This is a genomic window from Curtobacterium sp. Csp2, assembly GCF_013347165.1.
On the sequence record NZ_CP054593.1, the window covers coordinates 1,769,161 to 1,786,180 of the forward strand.

The following is a 17,020-nucleotide window of genomic DNA, read 5'->3' on the forward strand; positions in this document are numbered from 1 at the left end:
GACGATGAACGACTTCGTGCCCGTCACCCCGTCCGACGCCGCCGCCTGGACCACCGCGCCGACCGGCGAGTCGACGAAGTACCGCCGCGGTGTGCTCGGCGTCGCGACGGGGTCGGCGGCCTACCCGGGCGCCGCGGTGCTCGGTGTCGACGCAGCCGTGCACACGGGGGTCGGCATGGTCCGGTACGTCGGCCCCGACCGGGCGACCGACCACGTCCTGTCCCGCCGACCCGAGGCCGTCGCCGGCGTCGGACGCGTGCAGACGTGGCTCGTCGGTTCCGGCATCTCGGCGTCCTCGCTCGACGACCTCGACGACACGACGGCCGAGGCGTTCCGGCACGCCTCGGACGACGGCGTGCCGGTCGTCGTCGACGCCGGGGCGATCCCGCTCGTCGACCTCGGGCCGCTCGCGGTGCTCACGCCGCACGCGGGCGAACTCGCGAAGCTGCTGCGCGTCGACCGTGAGGCGGTCGACGCGGACCCGCGCGGTTCGGCCCTCCGTGCCGCCGAGCGGACCGGGAGCGTCGTCCTGCTGAAGGGCGCGGACACGCACGTCGTCACGCCCGACGGGTCGGTGCGCCTGGTCGCTTCGTCCGCCACGCCGTGGCTCGCGGCGGCCGGCGCGGGTCGCGACGAGGGCGCCGAGCACACCGCCGAGGACGTCCCCCGCGCCGGCAGCGCGGCCGTCGGACCGGAGGAGCTCGCGCACCTCGCCGCGGCCGCCGCGGTCGTGCACGGCACGGCCGCGCGCCGCGCCTCGGGGGGCGGACCGTTCCCGATGACCGCGCTCGTCGCGGCCCTCCCCGGCGTCGTCCGCGACCTCGTGACCACCGGCGACGCGACCGCCTGAGCGACGGGACCCACCGGTCCGCACAGCGGCCGTCCGTCGGACGTGTCGACCACCGGACGGGAGGCACGCCCCGCGTCCGGTGGCGCGCCTCCAGTCCGGTGTGCACCGGCACCGCGACCGGGCTGCACCGGTGCCGACAGCCCGTTCGCGGGTTGCCGCACGTGCGTCGGGAAGCCGCAGCGATCCCGCCACCGGGTCGCGGGGACGTCGAGGTGACCGTCCGGTCGGCGTAGACACGTCGCGAGGGACGTGCGCCGGACCACCCGACCCGGCGGCCGCCCCGGAAAGCGATGCTCCACCATGCTCCGAACCCGATCGACGAAGATCCTCCGAGCGGCGATCGTCCTGACCGCCGCGGCCCTCGCGGCGCTCACCGTGTCCGCGGTGTCGAGCGCCGACGCGCGGCCGCAGCCGCACCCCGACGGCACCGCCGTCGTCAGCGGTGCCACACCGACGGCCTCGGCGACACCCGCCGCGCCGCCCACCGGTGACGGCCCACCCACGTTCGCCGAGGACTTCGACACCCCGGCGGCGGCCGGCGGCGCGTTCGCGACGACGTACGCGGGGTCGTGGCAGCCGTACCCGGACGGCATGGGCGGCAAGTACTGGTCCGGACCGACCGTCAGCGCGCACGACGGGTACATGGACGTGGCGATGGACGGGAAGCGCGGTGCCGCGGGGACGTTCGGCACGCCGGACGGGGCGTGGGCGCACACCGGCGGGGTGTTCAGCGTCCGGGCGCGGGCGCTCGGCGGCGACGGCAACGGTGCGGCCTTCATGCTCTGGCCGACGTCGGACCGGTGGTCCGACGGCGAGGTCGACTTCCCGGAGGGGAACTTCGCCGGACCCGTCGGCGCGTTCGTGCACTCGACGGTCCCCGGGCAGGAGCGCCAGGCCGCCGGACTGCACACCGACGCGTCCTGGCGGGACTGGCACACGTACACGACGGTGTGGGAGCCCGGCCGGACCGTGCGGTTCTACGTGGACGCGCAGCTCGTCTTCGAGGCGCACGATCACGTGCCGACGACCCCGCATCGGTACATGTTCCAGATCGGGGACTGGGGTGCGCCCGGGCACCTCGAGATCGACTGGGTGCGGACCTGGACCGACTGAGCGGTCAGCGGGCGGGGCTCGCGTGCACCAGGAACTCGACGGCGCCGCGCGGCTCGACCCGGACGAACCCCAGGTCGGGTGCCTGCACGCCGTAGTCCGCGAACGTCACGGGCACGCTGCCGGACACCTGCACGCCGTCGCCGTCCAGGCCGATCTGCAGCGTCGCCGTGACCGAGCGCGTCACGCCGTGCAGCGTCAGCTCGCCGGGGGCGTCGACGGTCGTGGTGGCGGAGCCGCTCGGGACGGCGTCCGCGATCGGCTCCCCGAGGGTGAAGGTCGCGGTGGGGAAGGCCGCCACGTCGAGGGCGGAGTCGCGGAAGTACGAGTCGCGTTGCGCGGAGTCCGTCGCGATGTCGGCGACACGGACCGTGACGGTCGCTGCCGTGATCGCGGTCCCGGCGACCGTCGCCTCGCCGCTGACGCTGTCGGTCCGGCCGGTGACCGTGACGTCCGAACCGTTCAGCACCTCGTGCACGCGGTAGCCGGCCTCGGAGTCGCCACCGACGGTCCAGCGGCCCGCCAGGTCCGCCGGGTCCAGGGTCGACGGCGCGCGGCTCACGGCGACCGTGGGGGTCGCCGAGGCCTTGGCGTCCTCTCGCGACGAGTACGCCCTGGTGGCCGCGACGACACCGACGGCGAGGACCGAGACGACGACCACCACCAGGACGACCCAGACGACGGGGTTGCGGGTCGGACGTCGGCGGGGCGGGACTGCGGTCACGGCGCCACCGTGGCACGTCCCGCTCAGGGGAGCCTGGACGACGCCCCGCTACGCTCGACCGGTGCAGGTACGGTTCCGGTGGATCGAGGCGGCCCTGTTCGTCGCCGCGTTCGTGCTCGTGCACGCGTTCCTGTGGTGGGCGAACACGTCCCTGCCGAACCTGCCGCTCGGGGACGTCACACGCACCTACCGCGAGTGGATCGAGGCCGGCCACCGGGACCACTACTGGGTCGGTGTCGACTCGGACTGGGTCTACCCGGTGTTCGCGATCGTGCCCATGGCCGCCGCCGCGCTCGGTGGCGCCGCGTCGATCGGCACCGGGTGGCTGCTGCTCATGACCGTGCTCGACGCCGCCGCGGTCGCCGTCCTCTGGCGGTTCCGCGCGCTCGGGGTGCGGGTGGTCTGGTGGTGGCTGCTGTTCCTGCTGGCGCTCGGCCCGATCGCCCTCGGCCGCATCGACGCCGTCGCGACGGCCCTCGCCCTGGTCGGGGTGGCGTTCGTCGCGACCCGACCCGCCGTCGCCTCGGCGGTGTTCACCGTCGCCGCGTGGACCAAGGTCTGGCCGGCCGCGCTCGTCGGGGTCCTGCTGCTGCTGCGCCGCGGGCACCGGCGGGGCGTCCTCACCGGGGCGCTGGTCGTGACGGCGCTGATCGTCCTGGTCGACGTGCTGTACGGGGGAGCGGCGCACCTGCTGTCCTTCGTCTCGCAGCAGAGCGGCCGGGCGCTGCAGATCGAGGCCCCGCTCGCGACGCCGTTCATGTGGGCGGCGGCGTCCGGCGTCCCCGGGGCCGCGGTCTACTACGACACCGGGATCCTGACCTTCGAGGTGTCCGGGGCCGGGACGCACGCGGCCGCCACGCTCTCCACGCCGCTGATGGCCGTCACCGTGCTCGCCGGGGGCGTCCTCGCGCTGGTCGCGGTCCGTCGCGGTGCCCGCCGTGCCGAGGTCGCCCCGCTGCTGGCGCTCGTGCTGGTCGCTGCGCTCATCGCGACGAACAAGGTCGGCTCCCCGCAGTACGTCGGGTGGTTCGCGGTCCCCGTCGTGTGGGGGCTCGTCGCCGGGCGTGCCAGCGCCCGGCGGTTCGTGCCGGTCGCGGTCGCCCTGCTCGTGACGGCCGTGCTCACCCAGGTCTTCTACCCGACGTTCTACGACCAGGTGCTCCTGGTGCGGCCCTGGGTGCTCGTGGTGCTGACGATCCGGAACCTGCTCGAGGTCGGGGTGCTCGTCTGGGGGCTCGTCCTGCTGGCACGCTCGCCGTCCGGTCGGTCCGCGCGGTCGCGGGCGCTCGCGTCCGACGGTGGCGTGCCCGTCGGGGTCGAGCGGGGCAGGATGGACGCATGATCGTCGCGTTCTCCGTCGCCCCGTCCGGTGGTCCCGCAGCGTCCTCGGACGGCTCCGTGCACGACGCGGTCGCGGCCGCGGTGCGGATCGTCCGCGAGTCCGGCCTGCCGAACCGCACCTCGTCGATGTTCACCGAGCTCGAGGGGGAGTGGGACGAGGTGATGGACGTCGTCAAGCGGGCGACCGAGGCCGTCGCCGCGTACGGCACGCGGGTGTCGCTCGTGCTGAAGGCCGACATCCGGCCGGGCCGTACCGGTGAGATCGACGGCAAGCTCGAACGGCTCGAAGCAGCGCTCGGCGACTGAGACGAGGGGACTGCCGGCGGCTGGTCGGCCGCTACGGGTACATCCGCCCCGTGTTCTGGTCGCGCTCTGCCTGCCGGAGCGCCTCGGCGATCTCCGGATCGGAGCCGTCGAAGGCCCGTGACCGCGAGCCGAAGTCGGTAAGGTGGTGCATCCACAGCCAGAGACCGAACAGCGCGACGAGTACGACCACGGTCCCGATCCACCACCACATGACCGTCACGCTACCGCCGCGGCCGACACGCCGCCACGGTCCCCGGGATGTCGGTGGCCGGGTGTCTCATGGGTGTCGTCGAGCCGCACCCGCGGCCGGACCGACGACCACGAGGAGCGCGTGATGACCCACGACGGCTGGTGCCCTGACTGCGACCTGCAGACGGTCGTGGTCGACGCGGACGAGCAGGGCGAGAACGGCTGGGCGACCTGCGTCGAGTGCGGCGCGGGCTGGGTGCACCGGGACGAGCTGCCCGAGCCGGCGCCGTCGGCCGCGTCTCACAAGGAGCGCCGCGCGGCCTGAGGGCTCTTCCCGCGGGCGACCACTCGCTGGCCGTTCGAGTTCGGGGTCGAATCGATTCGGCCTGCTGCTTCCGCTGACCCGTTGGAGCGTTCTACACTGCTGGGACGGGCTGCATCGCAGGCCCGACTCGTTCGCCGCCGAACCCGCACCGGTCCCGCCCCAGTCGGCCGGTCCTCTGCCGGCGCCGTGCTGCGCCGGGCCGGGACCCAGACCTCGGCGGGCCTCCCACCCCACGTCACGAGAACAGGTCGCATGACGCTCACCACCCCGACGAGCCGCGCGCTCGCCCTCATCGCCCTCGCCATGGGCGGCTTCGCGATCGGTTCGACCGAGTTCGTCGCGATGGGGCTGCTGCCGAACATCGCCGAGGCGCTGCTGCCGCAGCAGTACGCCGTCTCGCCGGACGCCGGGGTCGCGCACGCCGGGTGGCTCGTCAGCGCCTACGCCCTCGGGGTCGTCGTCGGCGCCCCGACGATCGCGGCGATCTCCGCGACCTTCCCGCGCAAGGGCCTGATCCTCGTCCTGCTCGTGGGCTTCGTCGTCGCGACGGTCGCGAGTGCGGTCCTGCCGAGCTTCGGCCTGGTCCTCGTGGCACGCTTCGTCGCGGGTCTGCCGCACGGCGCGTACTTCGGCATCGCCTCCATCGTGGCCGGCGACATCATGGGACCCGGCAAGCGGGGCAAGGGCATCGCGATGGTCATGCTCGGCCTGTCCATCGCGAACGTCGTCGGTGTGCCCGCGATCACCTGGGTCGGGCAGAACGCCGGTTGGCGGATCGCGTACGGGGTCGTGTCGGTCCTGTTCGCGCTGACGTTCCTGGCGGTCGCCGCCTTCGTCCCGCGCAGCCCCCGCGACGAGCACGCGACCATCGGCCGCGAGCTGCGGGCGTTCCGTTCCCCGCAGGTGTGGATCGTGATGGGCCTCGGTGCCGTCGGGTTCGGTGGGTTCTTCGCCGTGTACTCGTACATCTCACCGCTCGTCCAGAACGTCACGGGGCTGCCCGAGTCGGCGGTGCCGCTCGTCCTGGTGGTCGTCGGCCTCGGCATGGTCGTCGGTGGTGTCCTCGGCGGGCACCTGGCGGACCGGAGCGTCAAGCGGACCATCTACTTCGGCATGCTCGCCCTCGTCGGTGCCCTGCTCGTCACGGTCTTCACGGCGCAGTGGACGTGGGGCGTGTTCCTCGGTGCGTTCCTGCTCGGCGCGACCTCGTCGGCGATCCCCCCGGCGGTGCAGTCGCGACTCATGGACGTGGCCGGTGACGCCCGCACGATCGCGGCGGCGCTCAACCACTCCGCGTTCAACATCGGCAACTCGCTCGGTGCGGCCCTCGGCGGCGCGGTGATCGCGGCCGGCTTCGGGTTCCTCGCGCCGGCGTGGCTCGGCATCGTCCTCGCCCTGCTCGGCCTGGTCGTCACCGCGGTGAGCTACGGCGTCGAGCGGCGGACCGTCCGGCGTGCGGGGCTGCGCACGACGTCCCCGTCGACGGGTCCGATCACGGCACCGGTCCCGACCGTCTGAGTCGTTCCGTCCGTCCGGCGGGCGCGGCTGCCCGGCGGTCCTGGCCGTCCGATGAGTGAGCAGAAGCCGTCGGGTCCGTCGGACGGACCCAACGGCTTCTGCTCACTCGACAGCGCCCAGGTGTCGACAGCGCACGGGTGTCGACAGCGCACGGAGGACGGACGGGAGGCACGTGGCGGCGTCGCCACGTGCCTCCCGTCCGGTTGCTCGGTGCGGCCGTCTGCCGGACCGCGAGCGGTCCCTACAGCCCGACCGGGCTGCCGTCCTGCACGATGATGCCGTCGGTGATCGCCCGCTTCCGCAGCGCGACCTTCGTGCCGACGTCGAAGCCGGCGACGCGGTACTTCTCGCGGATGCGCTTGAGGTAGCTCTTCGCGGTCTCCTCCGAGATGCCGAGCTGGTACGCGACGCTCTTGACCGGCTCGCCGCCGCCGTACAGCGCCATGACGCGACGCTCCTGGGCGCTGAGCTTCGGGACGCCGCCGACGTCGCCGCTGTTGATCGCGAGGTCGAGCTCGGCGGAGACGTACTGCTCGCCGCGCTGCGCGGCACGGATCGCCTCGACGATCATGTCGGCGTCCTCGCTCTTGACGAGGTAGCCGAGGGCGCCGGCGCCGAGGGCCTCGCGGACGACGTTCGGCTCCGAGTACGTGCTCATCACGACGGTCTTGACGCCGGCGGTCTTGAGCGTGGAGATCTTCAACGACACCGGGATGGAGTCCTTGAGGTCGAGGTCCAGCAGGACGACGTCGACGGGGAAGGCCGGGTTCGTCAGGAGCTCGGGCCAGGTCGTGACCGCAGCGACGAGGGTGATGTCGTCGGCGGCGCTGCGGATCCACTCCGTGAGTGCGCCGAGGAGCATCTTGTGGTCGTCGACGAGTGCGAGTCGGATCGGTTCCTCTGGAGTCGCCATCAGGCGTCCTTTCTCGGGGGCGTGCCTGCCGATCCTAGGGGGAGCGACCGGTCGTGGCGGGCAGGTGGGCCAGGGTGTCCGGGACTCCGGCCGCTGGGTGCGTTCGTGGGGCGGGTCGCTCGGCGCGCGGTGCGGCCGGGCTACATCGACGGGTGCCGGTCGACGACGCAGTGGGCGACGACGGTGAGCACCCCGTCGCGGACCGAGTCGGTGTACGGACCGATGCGCTGCAGGGCACTCCACGCGGTGGGGCCGAGGCGACGCCGGGGGACCCCGCGGGACTCGAAGACGATCGGCACGTCCATGCGTTCGTCGGAGACCGGGTGGCCGTCGGAACCGATCGGCCCGAGGGTCACGGAGACGACCGGGACGCCGGGCTGGCTCGTCCGGCCGTCGCCGACCATCTGCCAGAGCGCCTGCAGGAGCCCGTCGCGCTGCGCGGGGGTGAGGTGCCCCGCGAGGCCCTGCGGGTCGGCGACGCTGACCGAGCGACCGAGGTGGTCGGACTCCGTGATGGCGTGGTAGAGCCAGGTCTCGCGGCGGCCCTCGATGAGGTGCAGGCGGAGCTCGGTGGCGAGCGACGCCGCGACCGAGGCGGAAGCATCGGACAGGGGGAGCGGGTCGGACCCGTTCGCGACGGCGTCGAGGAGCTTCTCGGCGGCCAGGTCGAGCCGGGCGAGCTCGTCGGAGGCGAGCATGCCGACGGCGAACTGCGGCGCCTGCACGTTGCTCTGCACGAGCACGCGGTCGAGCTCGCGCTGCACGAGCTGGCGGAACCGGTGCACGACGAACAGGGCGATGGACGGCGGGACCACGACGATCGCGAGCATCGACACCAGGCCGGGCATGGTGTCCGGGGTGATCGGCGTCGACGTCGACGCCATCGCGACGAAGGCCGCACCGAGCACGACGATCGCGGTCCCGACCTCCTTCGCGGGGCGCAGCGAGGCGATCGGGAGCAGGGCGAACCCGGCGGCGACCGACGCGCTCGCGGTCCGGGCGAGGTCGTGCTCGGGGAAGATCCCGACGAAGTCGAGCGTCACCACGCACGCGAGCACGACGCAGATCAGCGCGAAGGCGGTGCCGGTCAGGCGTTCGCCGTAGGTCATCAGGCTCAGGCAGACGCACACGGCGGCGACGAGGTAGAGCGCCCACGCGGCGGCCGGGAGCCACGGGTTCGACAGCCCCGGAGCGTGCACGAGGAAGAGCGCGATGCCGGCGACGGCCTGGATCGCGGCGAGCACCGCGGCGCCGAGGCCGAGGTAGCCGGTGCCGAGGGACGCCCCGGGCTTCGCGGCTTGGCGGAGCGAGCGCGCGCCGGTGGAGGTGGACGGCAGCCCTCGGGCCTGTCGCCGGTCGGTCCCGCGGTAGCGCTCCCGGGCCTCGCGGCGGGTGCGCGGTGCGGCCGCCGCGGTCTCGCCGGGCAGGCCGCGGCTGATGGTGTCCTCCGGCAGGCGGCTCACCGCGGAGCCTCCAGCACGACGGTGGTCCCGGAGCCGGGCGCCGAGAAGAGCTTGGCGTCACCGCCGACCTCGCGAAGACGGTTCACGACGCTCTCCTTGAAGCCGAGTCGTTCGGCGCCGACGGCGCCGAGGTCGAACCCCACACCGGAGTCCGTCACCATCGCGCGGACGGTCTCCTGGTCGTGGACGATCGTCACGTGCGCCTCGCCGACACCCGCGTGCCGTCGGACGTTCTCCAGGCACTCGCCGAGCGCGAGCAGGAACGCGTCGAGCACGTGCGAGGGGAGCAGGACCTGGCCGGTGCCGTGCCAGCTGACCTCGAGCCCCATCCGGCCGAAGCGCTGCTTGACGGACTCGAGGGTCTGCCCGAGCGGCGACTCCTCCTGCCGGGTGAGCGAGTAGTCGCCGGACTGCTGCGGCTGCGGGGTCGCACCGAGCCGGAGGTGGCGGAGGAGGCGGGCGTCCTCGGCGGCCTGCTCGCGCATGGCCTGCTCGGAGACCCCGCGACCGGAGTGCGCCAGGAGCGTGAGGGTCGCGAGCACGGTGTCGTGCAGGAGACGGGCACCCTGTCGGCGCTGGGCCTCGGTCTCGCTCGCCTGGCGTTCGGCGCGGTGCGCGGTCCCGATGCTCTGGATGCGTCGAGCGACCCGGGGGATGCTGCGGGCGATCCACACGGTGATCACGGCGATGAGGATCCACCCGAGGGCGGTCCCGACCGCGGCGGCGGACAGCACGCTGCCGGACGCCCACACGACCGCGACGAGCGCGGCGGCGCCGCTGCCGATCGTCAGGGCGAGACCGGGGCGGGAACCCCGCTGCGCCATGAGCGGTGCGGAGAGCGAACCGGCGGCCAGGGGGACGACGGCGGCGGCGACCACGGGGCGCTGGTCGGGCGTCGTGCCGAGGAGCAGGAGGGCGAGTGCGCCGAGCCCGGAGACGGACGCGAGGGCGCTCCACCACGGGGAGCCGTTCGCACCGAAGGCCAGGAACGCGGCGATGAGCACGGCGATGCACGCGAGCGCGCCGAGGAGGGGCATGATCGGCACCGACGCCGAGCTGACGATGCCCACGACCGACACCAGGGCGCACGTGACACCCACGACACGTGTCGTCGACCGCAGCAAGCGGTCGCGTTCCTGTGCGATGAAGTCCATCGGTGTCCTGGTGGTGACGTCAGCACCGCTCCGGTGGTTCCGGGGGCGGTGCTGGTGCGGCGGTACGGGTGTGCTGGTGACCGTCCGTCCGGGAGTCCGGACGGTCGTGCGCTCGGCGGGAGACCGGGTCCGTCGTCATCATTCCACGGGCGGCACCCGTTGTGGGGTGTCCGGCACGCCGGTGACGTCAGGATGGCGACGGGATCGTTACCCCGGGCCGCGCTGCGCGGACGCAGACGGGCGTCGCTCAGTCGAGCAGGCGGCGCAGGTGGGCCCCCACGGCCTCGTGCTCGATGAGGAACCCGTCGTGCCCGAACTCGCTCTCGATCACCGCCGCCCGGTCGCCGTCGAGGGCGTCGGGCACCCCGGCCGCGATCCGGTGCTGGTCCTCGACCGGGAACAGCCGGTCGCTCGACACCCCGACCACGAGCGTCCGCGCCCGCACCGTGCCGAGCGCTGCGGCGACCCCGCCACGACCGGCCCCGACGTCGTGCGAGTCCATCGCGTGCGTCAGCGTCACGTACGAGGCCGCGTCGAACCGCCGGGTGAACTTGTTGCCGTGGAAGTCGAGGTAGCTCTCCACGCTGAAGCGGCCGTCGTCGCCGAGCGGTGAGACGTCGCTCTGCCAGGACCGGGCGAACCGGCCGTTCAGCTCGTCGGGCGCGCGGTAGGTCATGAGCGCCATCCGTCGCGCCAGGGCGAGTCCGCGGTGGGGCCCCTCGCCCGGGTCGGCATCGTGGTAGTCGCCGTCCGCGAAGGCCGGGTCCATCTGGATCGCCGTGCGCTGCAGCGAGTTCGCGGCGATCTGGTCGGCGGTGGTCTGTGCGGTCGTGGCGAGCAGCGCCAGGCGCTCGACCCGCTCCGGGTGGGCGATCGCGAACTCGAGCGCGTGCATGCCGCCCATCGACCCGCCGACGACGGCCGCGAAGCGCTCGATGCCGAGCCGGTCGGCGAGCTGCGCCTGTACGGCGACCTGGTCGCGGACGGTGACGAAGGGGAAGCGACCGCCCCACTCGCGGCCGTCCGGCGCGACCGAGGACGGCCCCGTCGTGCCCTGGCACCCGCCGAGCATGTTCGGCGCGACGACGAACCACCGGTCGGTGTCGATCGCCCGACCGGGTCCGACGACGTCACCCCACCAGCCGGCCGTGCGGTGCCCGGGTCCCGGGGGGCCGGCGACGTGCGAGTCCCCGGTCAGTGCGTGGAACACCAGCACGGCGTTGTCCCGTGCGGCGTTCGGCGTCCCCCAGGTCTCGTAGGCCACGCGCACGGCCGGCAGACGGCCACCACGCACCCACTGCTCGCCGAGCGACTCGAAGCGGCGGGCGCCGGGGTGGTCGCCCGGGCGCCAGGCCCCGGTGACGGGCGGCTTGCCGAGGGTGCCCAGTTCTGCGCCGGGCACGAGGGTGGACGGGACGGAGTCCTCGGGGGTCGTCTGCCAGTCCATCGTGGGTCCAGTCTGCCGGGAGGCGCGGCGCACCGCCGCCGTGTTACGTCACGCCCGGCGTGAGGCCGGGCCCGGCCCGCGCGCCCGGCCCGCGCGCTACGCGCGCTGGCCCTCCTGGGCGACGGCCCGCGCCGCCGCGAGCCCCGCCTCGAGGTCGGCCCGCAGGTCCTCGACGTTCTCGATGCCGACCGACAGCCGCACGAGCCCCGGGGTGACCCCGGTCGTCAGCTGCTGCTCGGGCGTGAGCTGCGAGTGCGTCGTCGAGGCCGGGTGGATCACGAGGGAGCGCACGTCCCCGATGTTCGCCAGGTGCGAGAAGAGCTGCAGGTGGTCGACGAACGCCTTCCCCGCGGGCACGCCGCCCTTCAGCTCGAAGGACAGCACCGCCCCGACGCCGCGCGGCGCGTACTTGTTCGCCGCCGCGTACCAGGGCGAGGTCGGCAGTCCCGCGTAGGACACCGACGCGACGTCCGGGTGCCGGTCGAGCCACTCGGCGATCTCCTGCGCGTTCGACACGTGCCGCTCGATGCGGAGCGACAGCGTCTCGATGCCCTGCAGCAGCGCGAACGCGGTGTCCGGGGAGTTCGACGCACCGAGGTCGCGGAGCAGCTGCACCCGGGCCTTCACGACGTACGCGAGCTCGTTGCCCACGGCCTGCGCGAACACGGCGCCGTGGTACGACGGGTCGGGGCTGTTGAACTCCGGGAAGCGCTCCGCGTGGTCCGACCAGGCGAACCGGCCACCGTCGACGATCACGCCGCCGATCACCGTGCCGTGGCCGCCGAGGAACTTCGTCGCCGAGTGCACCACGATGTCCGCGCCGTGCTCGAACGGACGGATCAGGTACGGCGTCGCGATGGTGTTGTCGACGATCAGGGGCACGCCGGCCTCGTGCGCGACGTCGGACACCTTCGTGATGTCGAGCACGTTGATGCGCGGGTTGCCGATGGTCTCCGCGAAGAACAGCTTCGTGTTCGGCCGGACCGCGCGGCGCCACTCCTCGGCGTCGTCCTGGTCCTCGACGAAGGTGGTCTCGATGCCGAGCTTCGCGAGCGTGTACTTGAACAGGTTGTACGTGCCGCCGTAGATCGACGACGACGACACGATGTGGTCGCCGGCACCCGCGATGTTGAGCACCGCGTACGTCTCCGCCGCCTGCCCCGAGGACACGAGCAGTGCCCCGGTGCCGCCCTCGAGCGCGGCGATCCGCTGCTCGACGACGTCGTTCGTCGGGTTCATGATCCGCGAGTAGATGTTGCCCGGCTGCGCGAGCGCGAACAGGTCGCGGGCGTGGTCCGAGTTCTCGAACACGTACGACGTCGTCTTGTAGATCGGCGTCGCACGGGCACCCGTGGTCGGGTCGGGCTGCGCGCCGGCGTGGACCTGCGTCGTCTCGAACCGCCAGGCGGCGGCGTCGTTCGTGCTCATCGGTGCTCCTGTCGGGTGCGGTGGTCGTCGGGTCGCCCTGCGCGTCGGACGGGAGGCCCGTGGCTGCGCTGCGTCGACCGTCACGGTACGCAGGTGGCCGGGCGGGCACCAGCAGGGCCGCCACCGGGCGTAACGGACGGGGCGGACCTAGGCCGTGCCTCCAGGCCGTCGGGGTGCCGGTCCCGGGGTCGCGACGTCCCTGCGGAACAACCAGTCCACCTTCGGCTCGAGCAGCCAGCGCATCGCGCGGCGCACGAAGGGCTGCGCCAGGAACAGACTGACCGCGCAGGCGACCGCGACCATGAGCAGCACGTACGGCCAGGCGGAGTGCTCGCCGGCCAGGACCCCGGACTCGCGGATCGGGTACAGGACGAACGTGTGGAGCAGGTAGACGGACATCGTCGCCGCGCCGAACCGGGTGATCCACACGGTCCGGCGCGGCACGAGCAGCAGGAACGACGCCGTCAGCACGCCGGCGAGCAGGACCAGACCGAGCCGGACACCGCCCGCCCACCAGGCGTCCTCACCGAGCCCGGCGTACGAGTCGTCGTAGAAGAACCAGTGGTGCAGGTCGAACTCGGCGAACTGCGGGATGAACAGCAGGCAGGCGGCCGCCCACGCCGCGAACACCACGCCGGCCGCGATGCGCACGCGCACCACGGTGCGGCGGGACGCCTCGTACCAGCGGTCGAACAGCCCCCACTGCTTGAGCTGCCAGCCGACCAGGAAGAACGGCAGCAGGCTGATCGCCCGACCGAGCGAGAACGTCGAGTCGACGTTGTCCGAGTACCCGACCCCGACGCTGAGCACCACCGCCCAGAACAGCGGCCACCGCAGGATCGCCAGGTACGGCAGCACGAGCCGGAAGATCCCGAGCGCCAGGAGGAACCAGAGCGTCCACGTGGGCTGCGTCGGGTTGAACTCCTTGCCGCCCTCGACGACCGCCTGCACCACGGTCCAGATCGTCTGCATCACGATGTACGGCACGACGATGTCGGTGAACGTCCGCCGCATCCGCTGCGCGGTCGGGGTGTCCGCCGACGAGAAGTAGCCGCTGATCACGCCGAACGCGGGCATGTGGAACGCGTAGATGAACGTGTAGAGCGCGAGGGCGTGCTCGCTGCCGGCCGTCTGACGCTGGATGGCGTGCCCGATCACCACGAGGGTCACGGCGACGAAGCGTGCGGTGTCCCACATCGGGATGCGACGAGGGGCGCGGCCGGGCTCGAGCGGGGTGGTCGGGGCGGTCGGCGCGGCGTCCTTGCTCGTGCGTGGTCCGGTGTCCCTGCTCGTGCGCGGTCCGGCGTCCCTGCTCATGCCCGGTCACGGTACCGGATCGTCGTCGGTACGGTGGTGCGGTCCGCTCCCGTCCCTTCCGTCGGAGGTCCCATGTCCCGTCTCGCCGTCGTCACCGGAGCCAGCTCGGGCATCGGTGCCGCCACCGTCCGGCTGTTCCGCTCGAGGGGCTGGGACGTCCTGGCCGTCGCCCGACGCGAGGACCGGCTCCGGGCGCTCGCCGAGGAGACCGGCACCGACTGGCTCGTCGCGGACGTCACGGACGCGGACGCGGTCGCGGCGCTCGCCGCACGGGTGGCCGAGGCCGGCGGTGCCGACGTGCTCGTGAACAACGCCGGTGGCGCCCTCGGCTCGGCGAGCGTCGAGGAGTCCGACGTCGACGACTGGCGCGTCATGTTCGAGGTGAACGTGATCGGCACGAAGCGCGTCACCGCCGCACTTCTGCCGCAGCTCCGCCGTCGGGCCGCGACCGCCGGGGTCGCTGACGTCGTCACCGTGACGAGCACGGCCGGGCACGTGGCGTACGAGAACGGTGGTGGCTACAACGCCGCGAAGTTCGCCGAGCACGCCCTGGTCGGGGCGCTCCGCCTCGAGCTGAACGGGGAGCCGCTGCGGGTGGTCGAGATCGCCCCCGGGCTCGTGAAGACCGACGAGTTCGCCCTCACGCGCTTCCGGGGCGACCGCGAGAAGGCCGACGCGGTGTACGCCGACGTGCCGGAGCCGCTCGTGGCCGAGGACGTCGCCGAGGCGATCGTGCACGCGGTCGAGCTGCCGGCGCACGTCAACCTGGACCTGGTGACCGTGCGGCCCGTCGCGCAGTCGGCGCAGCACAAGCTGGCGCGGGGGCCGCTCACCCCGCGGAGCTGACGCGGGCGGGAGCCGCGCCGGGGCCGAGCTGAGTCCGTGTCCGTGTCCGTGTCCAGGTCCGGACGCGCGCGGGTCCTGGTGACGGGTCGCGGTGGACGGGGCAGTGCCGCTACCGTGGTCGGATGCCGATCAGCAGCGAACCCGGGGCAGCCGCGCAGGCACCCTCGACCGTGACCGTCACGAGCGGGCCCGAGGTGCTCGGGTGGCTCGAGTTCGGGGACGCGGCCCGGCTGCTCGCCAAGGACGTGCTGTCCTCCGGCTTCGAGCCCGAGGTCGTCGTCGCGGTCGCCCGCGGCGGGCTGATCATCGCCGGTGCCGTCGCCTACGCGCTCGGCACCAAGGAGTGCGGCTCGATCAACGTCGAGTTCTACACCGACGTCGAGCAGCGTCTGGACGAGCCCGTCATCCTGTCGCCGGCCCTCGACGCGCCGAGCCTGTCGGGCAAGCGTGTGCTCGTGGTCGACGACGTCTCCGACTCCGGCCGCACCCTGCGCCTGGTCGTCGACATCATCCGGAACGCCGGCGCCGACGTCCGCAGCGCGTGCCTGTACTCGAAGCCCGGCACGGTGCTCGAGCCCGACCACGTCTGGCGTCGCGTCGACGGCTGGATCACGTTCCCGTGGAGCGCCCTCGCCCCGGTGACGGCCGAGTCGTGAGCATCCACCTCGTCGGCGGCGGCCCGGTCGTCGCCTCGGACGCCGTCGAGCCGTTCCTGGCCGAGGCCACCGCGCGCGCCGCTGCCGTCGGCCGGACCGTGCCGCGCATCGGGCTCCTCTCCGTCTCCCGGCAGGACGGCACATCGCCCTCGTCGGCGGCCGACATCGCCGAGGCCCTCGGGGGTGCCCGGCAGGCCGAGGTCCTGGTGACCGAGGTCGCCCCCGGCACGGTCTTCGCCACCTCGGTCCTCAGCGACGTCGACGCGCTCGTGATCGGCGGCGGTGTGACCCCGCACTACCTCGACGCGATCGCCCCGCTCGTCGAACAGATCCGGCTGCTCGTGTCCGACGGCCTGCCCTACCTCGGCTACTCGGCGGGCGCGATGGTCGCCGCCGACCGCGCACTCGTCGGCGGCTGGCGCATCGGCGGCGTCGAGGTCTGCCCGGAGGAAGCGTCCGAGGGGCTGGACGAGGTCGAGCTCCGCGAGGGACTCGGGCTCGTCGACCTGACCATCGACGTGCACGCCGTCCAGGCCGGCACGCTGGCGCGACTGATCGCCGCCGCCGAGGCGGAGTTCGTCACCGCCGGGCTCGCGATCGACGAGGACACGGCGCTCGTCGTCGGCGAGGGCGCCCTCGAGGTCCGCGGCACCGGCAGCGTCTGGCGCGTCGTCGCCGGGGACGAGTCGGTCTCCGTCGCGACCATGGGCGCCTAGGCACCGGTCGTGCAGCCGCGGCCCCTCGCCGAGCTCGTCGACCCCGGGTGGGCCGAGGCCCTCGCGCCCGTCGAGGCCGACGTGCACCGGATGGGGGACTGGCTCCGCGACGAGGTCGCCGCCGGGCGCCCCTACCTGCCCGCCGGTGACGTCGTCCTGCGTGCGTTCACGCAGCCCTTCGACGACGTGAAGGTGCTCGTCGTCGGACAGGACCCGTACCCGACGCCGGGGCACCCGATCGGGCTGTCCTTCGCGGTCGATCCGCACGTCCGGCCCGTTCCGCGGAGTCTGGCGAACGTCTACCGCGAGCTCCGCGACGACCTCGGCGTGACGCCGCCGGAGCACGGCGACCTGCGTGCGTGGTCGGTGCAGGGCGTGCTGCTGCTCAACCGCGTGCTGACGGTCGGGTCCGGCGCCGCCGGGAGCCACCGCGGCAAGGGCTGGGAGGCCGTCACCGACCAGGCCGTCCGCGCGCTCGTCGCCCGGGGGACCCCGCTCGTCGCCGTGCTCTGGGGCGCCCAGGCCGCGTCCGTCCGACCGCTCCTCGGCGACACCCCGGTCGTGGCGTCGGCGCACCCGTCACCGCTCAGCGCCTCCCGCGGGTTCTTCGGCAGCCGTCCGTTCTCGCAGGTGAACGCCCTGCTCGAGCAGCAGGGCGCGACCCCGGTCGACTGGTCCCTGCCCGCCTGACATGCCGAGCGCGCCCGCACTAGGCTC

Annotated in this window: 18 protein-coding genes; 10 read left to right on the forward strand and 8 right to left on the reverse strand. The window is 73.5% G+C overall.

Features of this window, described 5'->3' with window-relative positions:
* The first annotated feature begins 4 nt into the window (after window positions 1–4).
* Both HUN59_RS08680 and HUN59_RS08685 read left to right on the forward strand, forming a co-directional pair.
* On the forward strand, window positions 5–850 hold the full coding sequence (locus HUN59_RS08680; protein ID WP_174778120.1) for an ADP-dependent NAD(P)H-hydrate dehydratase: 846 nt from the start codon (window positions 5–7) through the stop codon (window positions 848–850).
* Window positions 851–1,150: 300 nt separating this feature from the next.
* Window positions 1,151–1,963 carry a glycoside hydrolase family 16 protein gene (locus tag HUN59_RS08685; protein ID WP_174778121.1) on the forward strand — a complete coding sequence of 271 codons (813 nt, stop codon included), beginning with the start codon at window positions 1,151–1,153 and terminating at the stop codon, window positions 1,961–1,963.
* Between the two features lie 4 nt (window positions 1,964–1,967).
* On the opposite strand, the gene HUN59_RS08690 is transcribed toward HUN59_RS08685, so the two are convergent.
* Window positions 1,968–2,684 (reverse strand): YceI family protein, encoded by a 717-nt coding sequence (locus tag HUN59_RS08690; RefSeq protein ID WP_174778122.1) that lies wholly within the window; start codon window positions 2,682–2,684, stop codon window positions 1,968–1,970.
* 61 nt (window positions 2,685–2,745) lie between these two features.
* Here HUN59_RS08690 and HUN59_RS08695 point away from each other — a divergent pair, with 61 nt between their 5' ends.
* Both HUN59_RS08695 and HUN59_RS08700 read left to right on the forward strand, forming a co-directional pair.
* Window positions 2,746–4,026, forward strand: coding sequence for a glycosyltransferase 87 family protein (locus HUN59_RS08695; RefSeq protein ID WP_174778123.1), 1,281 nt, complete (start codon window positions 2,746–2,748; stop codon window positions 4,024–4,026).
* Window positions 4,023–4,331 carry a thiamine-binding protein gene (locus HUN59_RS08700; RefSeq protein WP_058740675.1) on the forward strand — a complete coding sequence of 103 codons (309 nt, stop codon included), beginning with the start codon at window positions 4,023–4,025 and terminating at the stop codon, window positions 4,329–4,331. The genes HUN59_RS08695 and HUN59_RS08700 overlap by 4 nt, the downstream gene beginning before the upstream one ends.
* Before the next feature lie 31 nt (window positions 4,332–4,362).
* Here HUN59_RS08700 and HUN59_RS08705 read toward each other — a convergent pair whose 3' ends face one another.
* Entirely contained in the window at window positions 4,363–4,542 is a 180-nt protein-coding gene (locus HUN59_RS08705; protein ID WP_152999383.1) for a hypothetical protein, read from the reverse strand.
* Between the two features lie 123 nt (window positions 4,543–4,665).
* On the opposite strand from HUN59_RS08705, the gene HUN59_RS08710 reads away from it, so the two are divergent.
* Both HUN59_RS08710 and HUN59_RS08715 read left to right on the forward strand, forming a co-directional pair.
* Window positions 4,666–4,845: a hypothetical protein gene (locus HUN59_RS08710; RefSeq protein ID WP_174778124.1), complete on the forward strand. Its 180-nt coding sequence runs from the start codon at window positions 4,666–4,668 to the stop codon at window positions 4,843–4,845.
* Between the two features lie 252 nt (window positions 4,846–5,097).
* Entirely contained in the window at window positions 5,098–6,363 is a 1,266-nt protein-coding gene (locus HUN59_RS08715) for an MFS transporter (protein WP_174778125.1), read from the forward strand.
* Window positions 6,364–6,604: 241 nt separating this feature from the next.
* On the opposite strand, the gene HUN59_RS08720 is transcribed toward HUN59_RS08715, so the two are convergent.
* The 6 genes from HUN59_RS08720 to HUN59_RS08745 form a co-directional block, all read right to left on the reverse strand.
* Window positions 6,605–7,276 carry a response regulator transcription factor gene (locus HUN59_RS08720; protein WP_058740671.1) on the reverse strand — a complete coding sequence of 224 codons (672 nt, stop codon included), beginning with the start codon at window positions 7,274–7,276 and terminating at the stop codon, window positions 6,605–6,607.
* Window positions 7,277–7,416: 140 nt separating this feature from the next.
* A complete protein-coding gene (locus HUN59_RS08725; protein WP_174778126.1) occupies window positions 7,417–8,739 on the reverse strand; it encodes a hypothetical protein in 1,323 nt (440 codons plus the stop codon).
* The gene (locus HUN59_RS08730) at window positions 8,736–9,893 is read right to left on the reverse strand and encodes a sensor histidine kinase (RefSeq protein ID WP_174778127.1); all 1,158 of its coding nucleotides are present in this window, start codon (window positions 9,891–9,893) and stop codon (window positions 8,736–8,738) included. Before HUN59_RS08730 ends, HUN59_RS08725 begins: the two co-directional genes overlap by 4 nt.
* A 247-nt stretch (window positions 9,894–10,140) precedes the next feature.
* Window positions 10,141–11,340 (reverse strand): homoserine O-acetyltransferase MetX, encoded by a 1,200-nt coding sequence (metX, locus tag HUN59_RS08735; protein WP_174778128.1) that lies wholly within the window; start codon window positions 11,338–11,340, stop codon window positions 10,141–10,143.
* Between the two features lie 96 nt (window positions 11,341–11,436).
* Window positions 11,437–12,768 (reverse strand): bifunctional o-acetylhomoserine/o-acetylserine sulfhydrylase, encoded by a 1,332-nt coding sequence (locus tag HUN59_RS08740; protein WP_058740667.1) that lies wholly within the window; start codon window positions 12,766–12,768, stop codon window positions 11,437–11,439.
* Between the two features lie 147 nt (window positions 12,769–12,915).
* Window positions 12,916–14,085, reverse strand: coding sequence for an acyltransferase family protein (locus tag HUN59_RS08745; protein WP_174778129.1), 1,170 nt, complete (start codon window positions 14,083–14,085; stop codon window positions 12,916–12,918).
* 72 nt (window positions 14,086–14,157) lie between these two features.
* Between HUN59_RS08745 and HUN59_RS08750 the strand changes: the two genes are divergently transcribed.
* The 4 genes from HUN59_RS08750 to HUN59_RS08765 all read left to right on the forward strand — a co-directional run bounded on the left by HUN59_RS08750 (window position 14,158) and on the right by HUN59_RS08765 (window position 16,993).
* Window positions 14,158–14,931 (forward strand): SDR family oxidoreductase, encoded by a 774-nt coding sequence (locus tag HUN59_RS08750; RefSeq protein WP_058740666.1) that lies wholly within the window; start codon window positions 14,158–14,160, stop codon window positions 14,929–14,931.
* A gap of 122 nt (window positions 14,932–15,053) precedes the next feature.
* The gene (locus tag HUN59_RS08755) at window positions 15,054–15,587 is read left to right on the forward strand and encodes a phosphoribosyltransferase (RefSeq protein ID WP_174778130.1); all 534 of its coding nucleotides are present in this window, start codon (window positions 15,054–15,056) and stop codon (window positions 15,585–15,587) included.
* Window positions 15,584–16,303, forward strand: a complete 720-nt coding sequence (locus tag HUN59_RS08760; RefSeq protein WP_174778131.1) for a Type 1 glutamine amidotransferase-like domain-containing protein — start codon at window positions 15,584–15,586, stop codon at window positions 16,301–16,303. Before HUN59_RS08755 ends, HUN59_RS08760 begins: the two co-directional genes overlap by 4 nt.
* 9 nt (window positions 16,304–16,312) lie before the next feature.
* Window positions 16,313–16,993: a uracil-DNA glycosylase gene (locus tag HUN59_RS08765; protein ID WP_174778132.1), complete on the forward strand. Its 681-nt coding sequence runs from the start codon at window positions 16,313–16,315 to the stop codon at window positions 16,991–16,993.
* The last annotated feature ends 27 nt before the right edge of the window (window positions 16,994–17,020 follow it).

Bases quoted from the DNA above. Each gene is read 5' to 3' on its own strand.
- HUN59_RS08680 (WP_174778120.1), top strand. From the start codon at position 5: ATGAACGACTTCGTGCCCGTCACCCCGTCCGACGCCGCCGCCTGGACC.
- HUN59_RS08755 (WP_174778130.1), top strand. From the start codon at position 15,054: ATGCCGATCAGCAGCGAACCCGGGGCAGCCGCGCAGGCACCCTCGACC.
- HUN59_RS08710 (WP_174778124.1), top strand. From the start codon at position 4,666: ATGACCCACGACGGCTGGTGCCCTGACTGCGACCTGCAGACGGTCGTG.
- HUN59_RS08750 (WP_058740666.1), top strand. From the start codon at position 14,158: ATGTCCCGTCTCGCCGTCGTCACCGGAGCCAGCTCGGGCATCGGTGCC.
- HUN59_RS08740 (WP_058740667.1), bottom strand. From the start codon at position 12,768: ATGAGCACGAACGACGCCGCCGCCTGGCGGTTCGAGACGACGCAGGTC.
- metX (WP_174778128.1), bottom strand. From the start codon at position 11,340: ATGGACTGGCAGACGACCCCCGAGGACTCCGTCCCGTCCACCCTCGTG.
- HUN59_RS08700 (WP_058740675.1), top strand. From the start codon at position 4,023: ATGATCGTCGCGTTCTCCGTCGCCCCGTCCGGTGGTCCCGCAGCGTCC.
- HUN59_RS08720 (WP_058740671.1), bottom strand. From the start codon at position 7,276: ATGGCGACTCCAGAGGAACCGATCCGACTCGCACTCGTCGACGACCAC.
- HUN59_RS08730 (WP_174778127.1), bottom strand. From the start codon at position 9,893: ATGGACTTCATCGCACAGGAACGCGACCGCTTGCTGCGGTCGACGACA.
- HUN59_RS08715 (WP_174778125.1), top strand. From the start codon at position 5,098: ATGACGCTCACCACCCCGACGAGCCGCGCGCTCGCCCTCATCGCCCTC.
- HUN59_RS08745 (WP_174778129.1), bottom strand. From the start codon at position 14,085: ATGAGCAGGGACGCCGGACCGCGCACGAGCAGGGACACCGGACCACGC.
- HUN59_RS08705 (WP_152999383.1), bottom strand. From the start codon at position 4,542: ATGTGGTGGTGGATCGGGACCGTGGTCGTACTCGTCGCGCTGTTCGGT.
- HUN59_RS08685 (WP_174778121.1), top strand. From the start codon at position 1,151: ATGCTCCGAACCCGATCGACGAAGATCCTCCGAGCGGCGATCGTCCTG.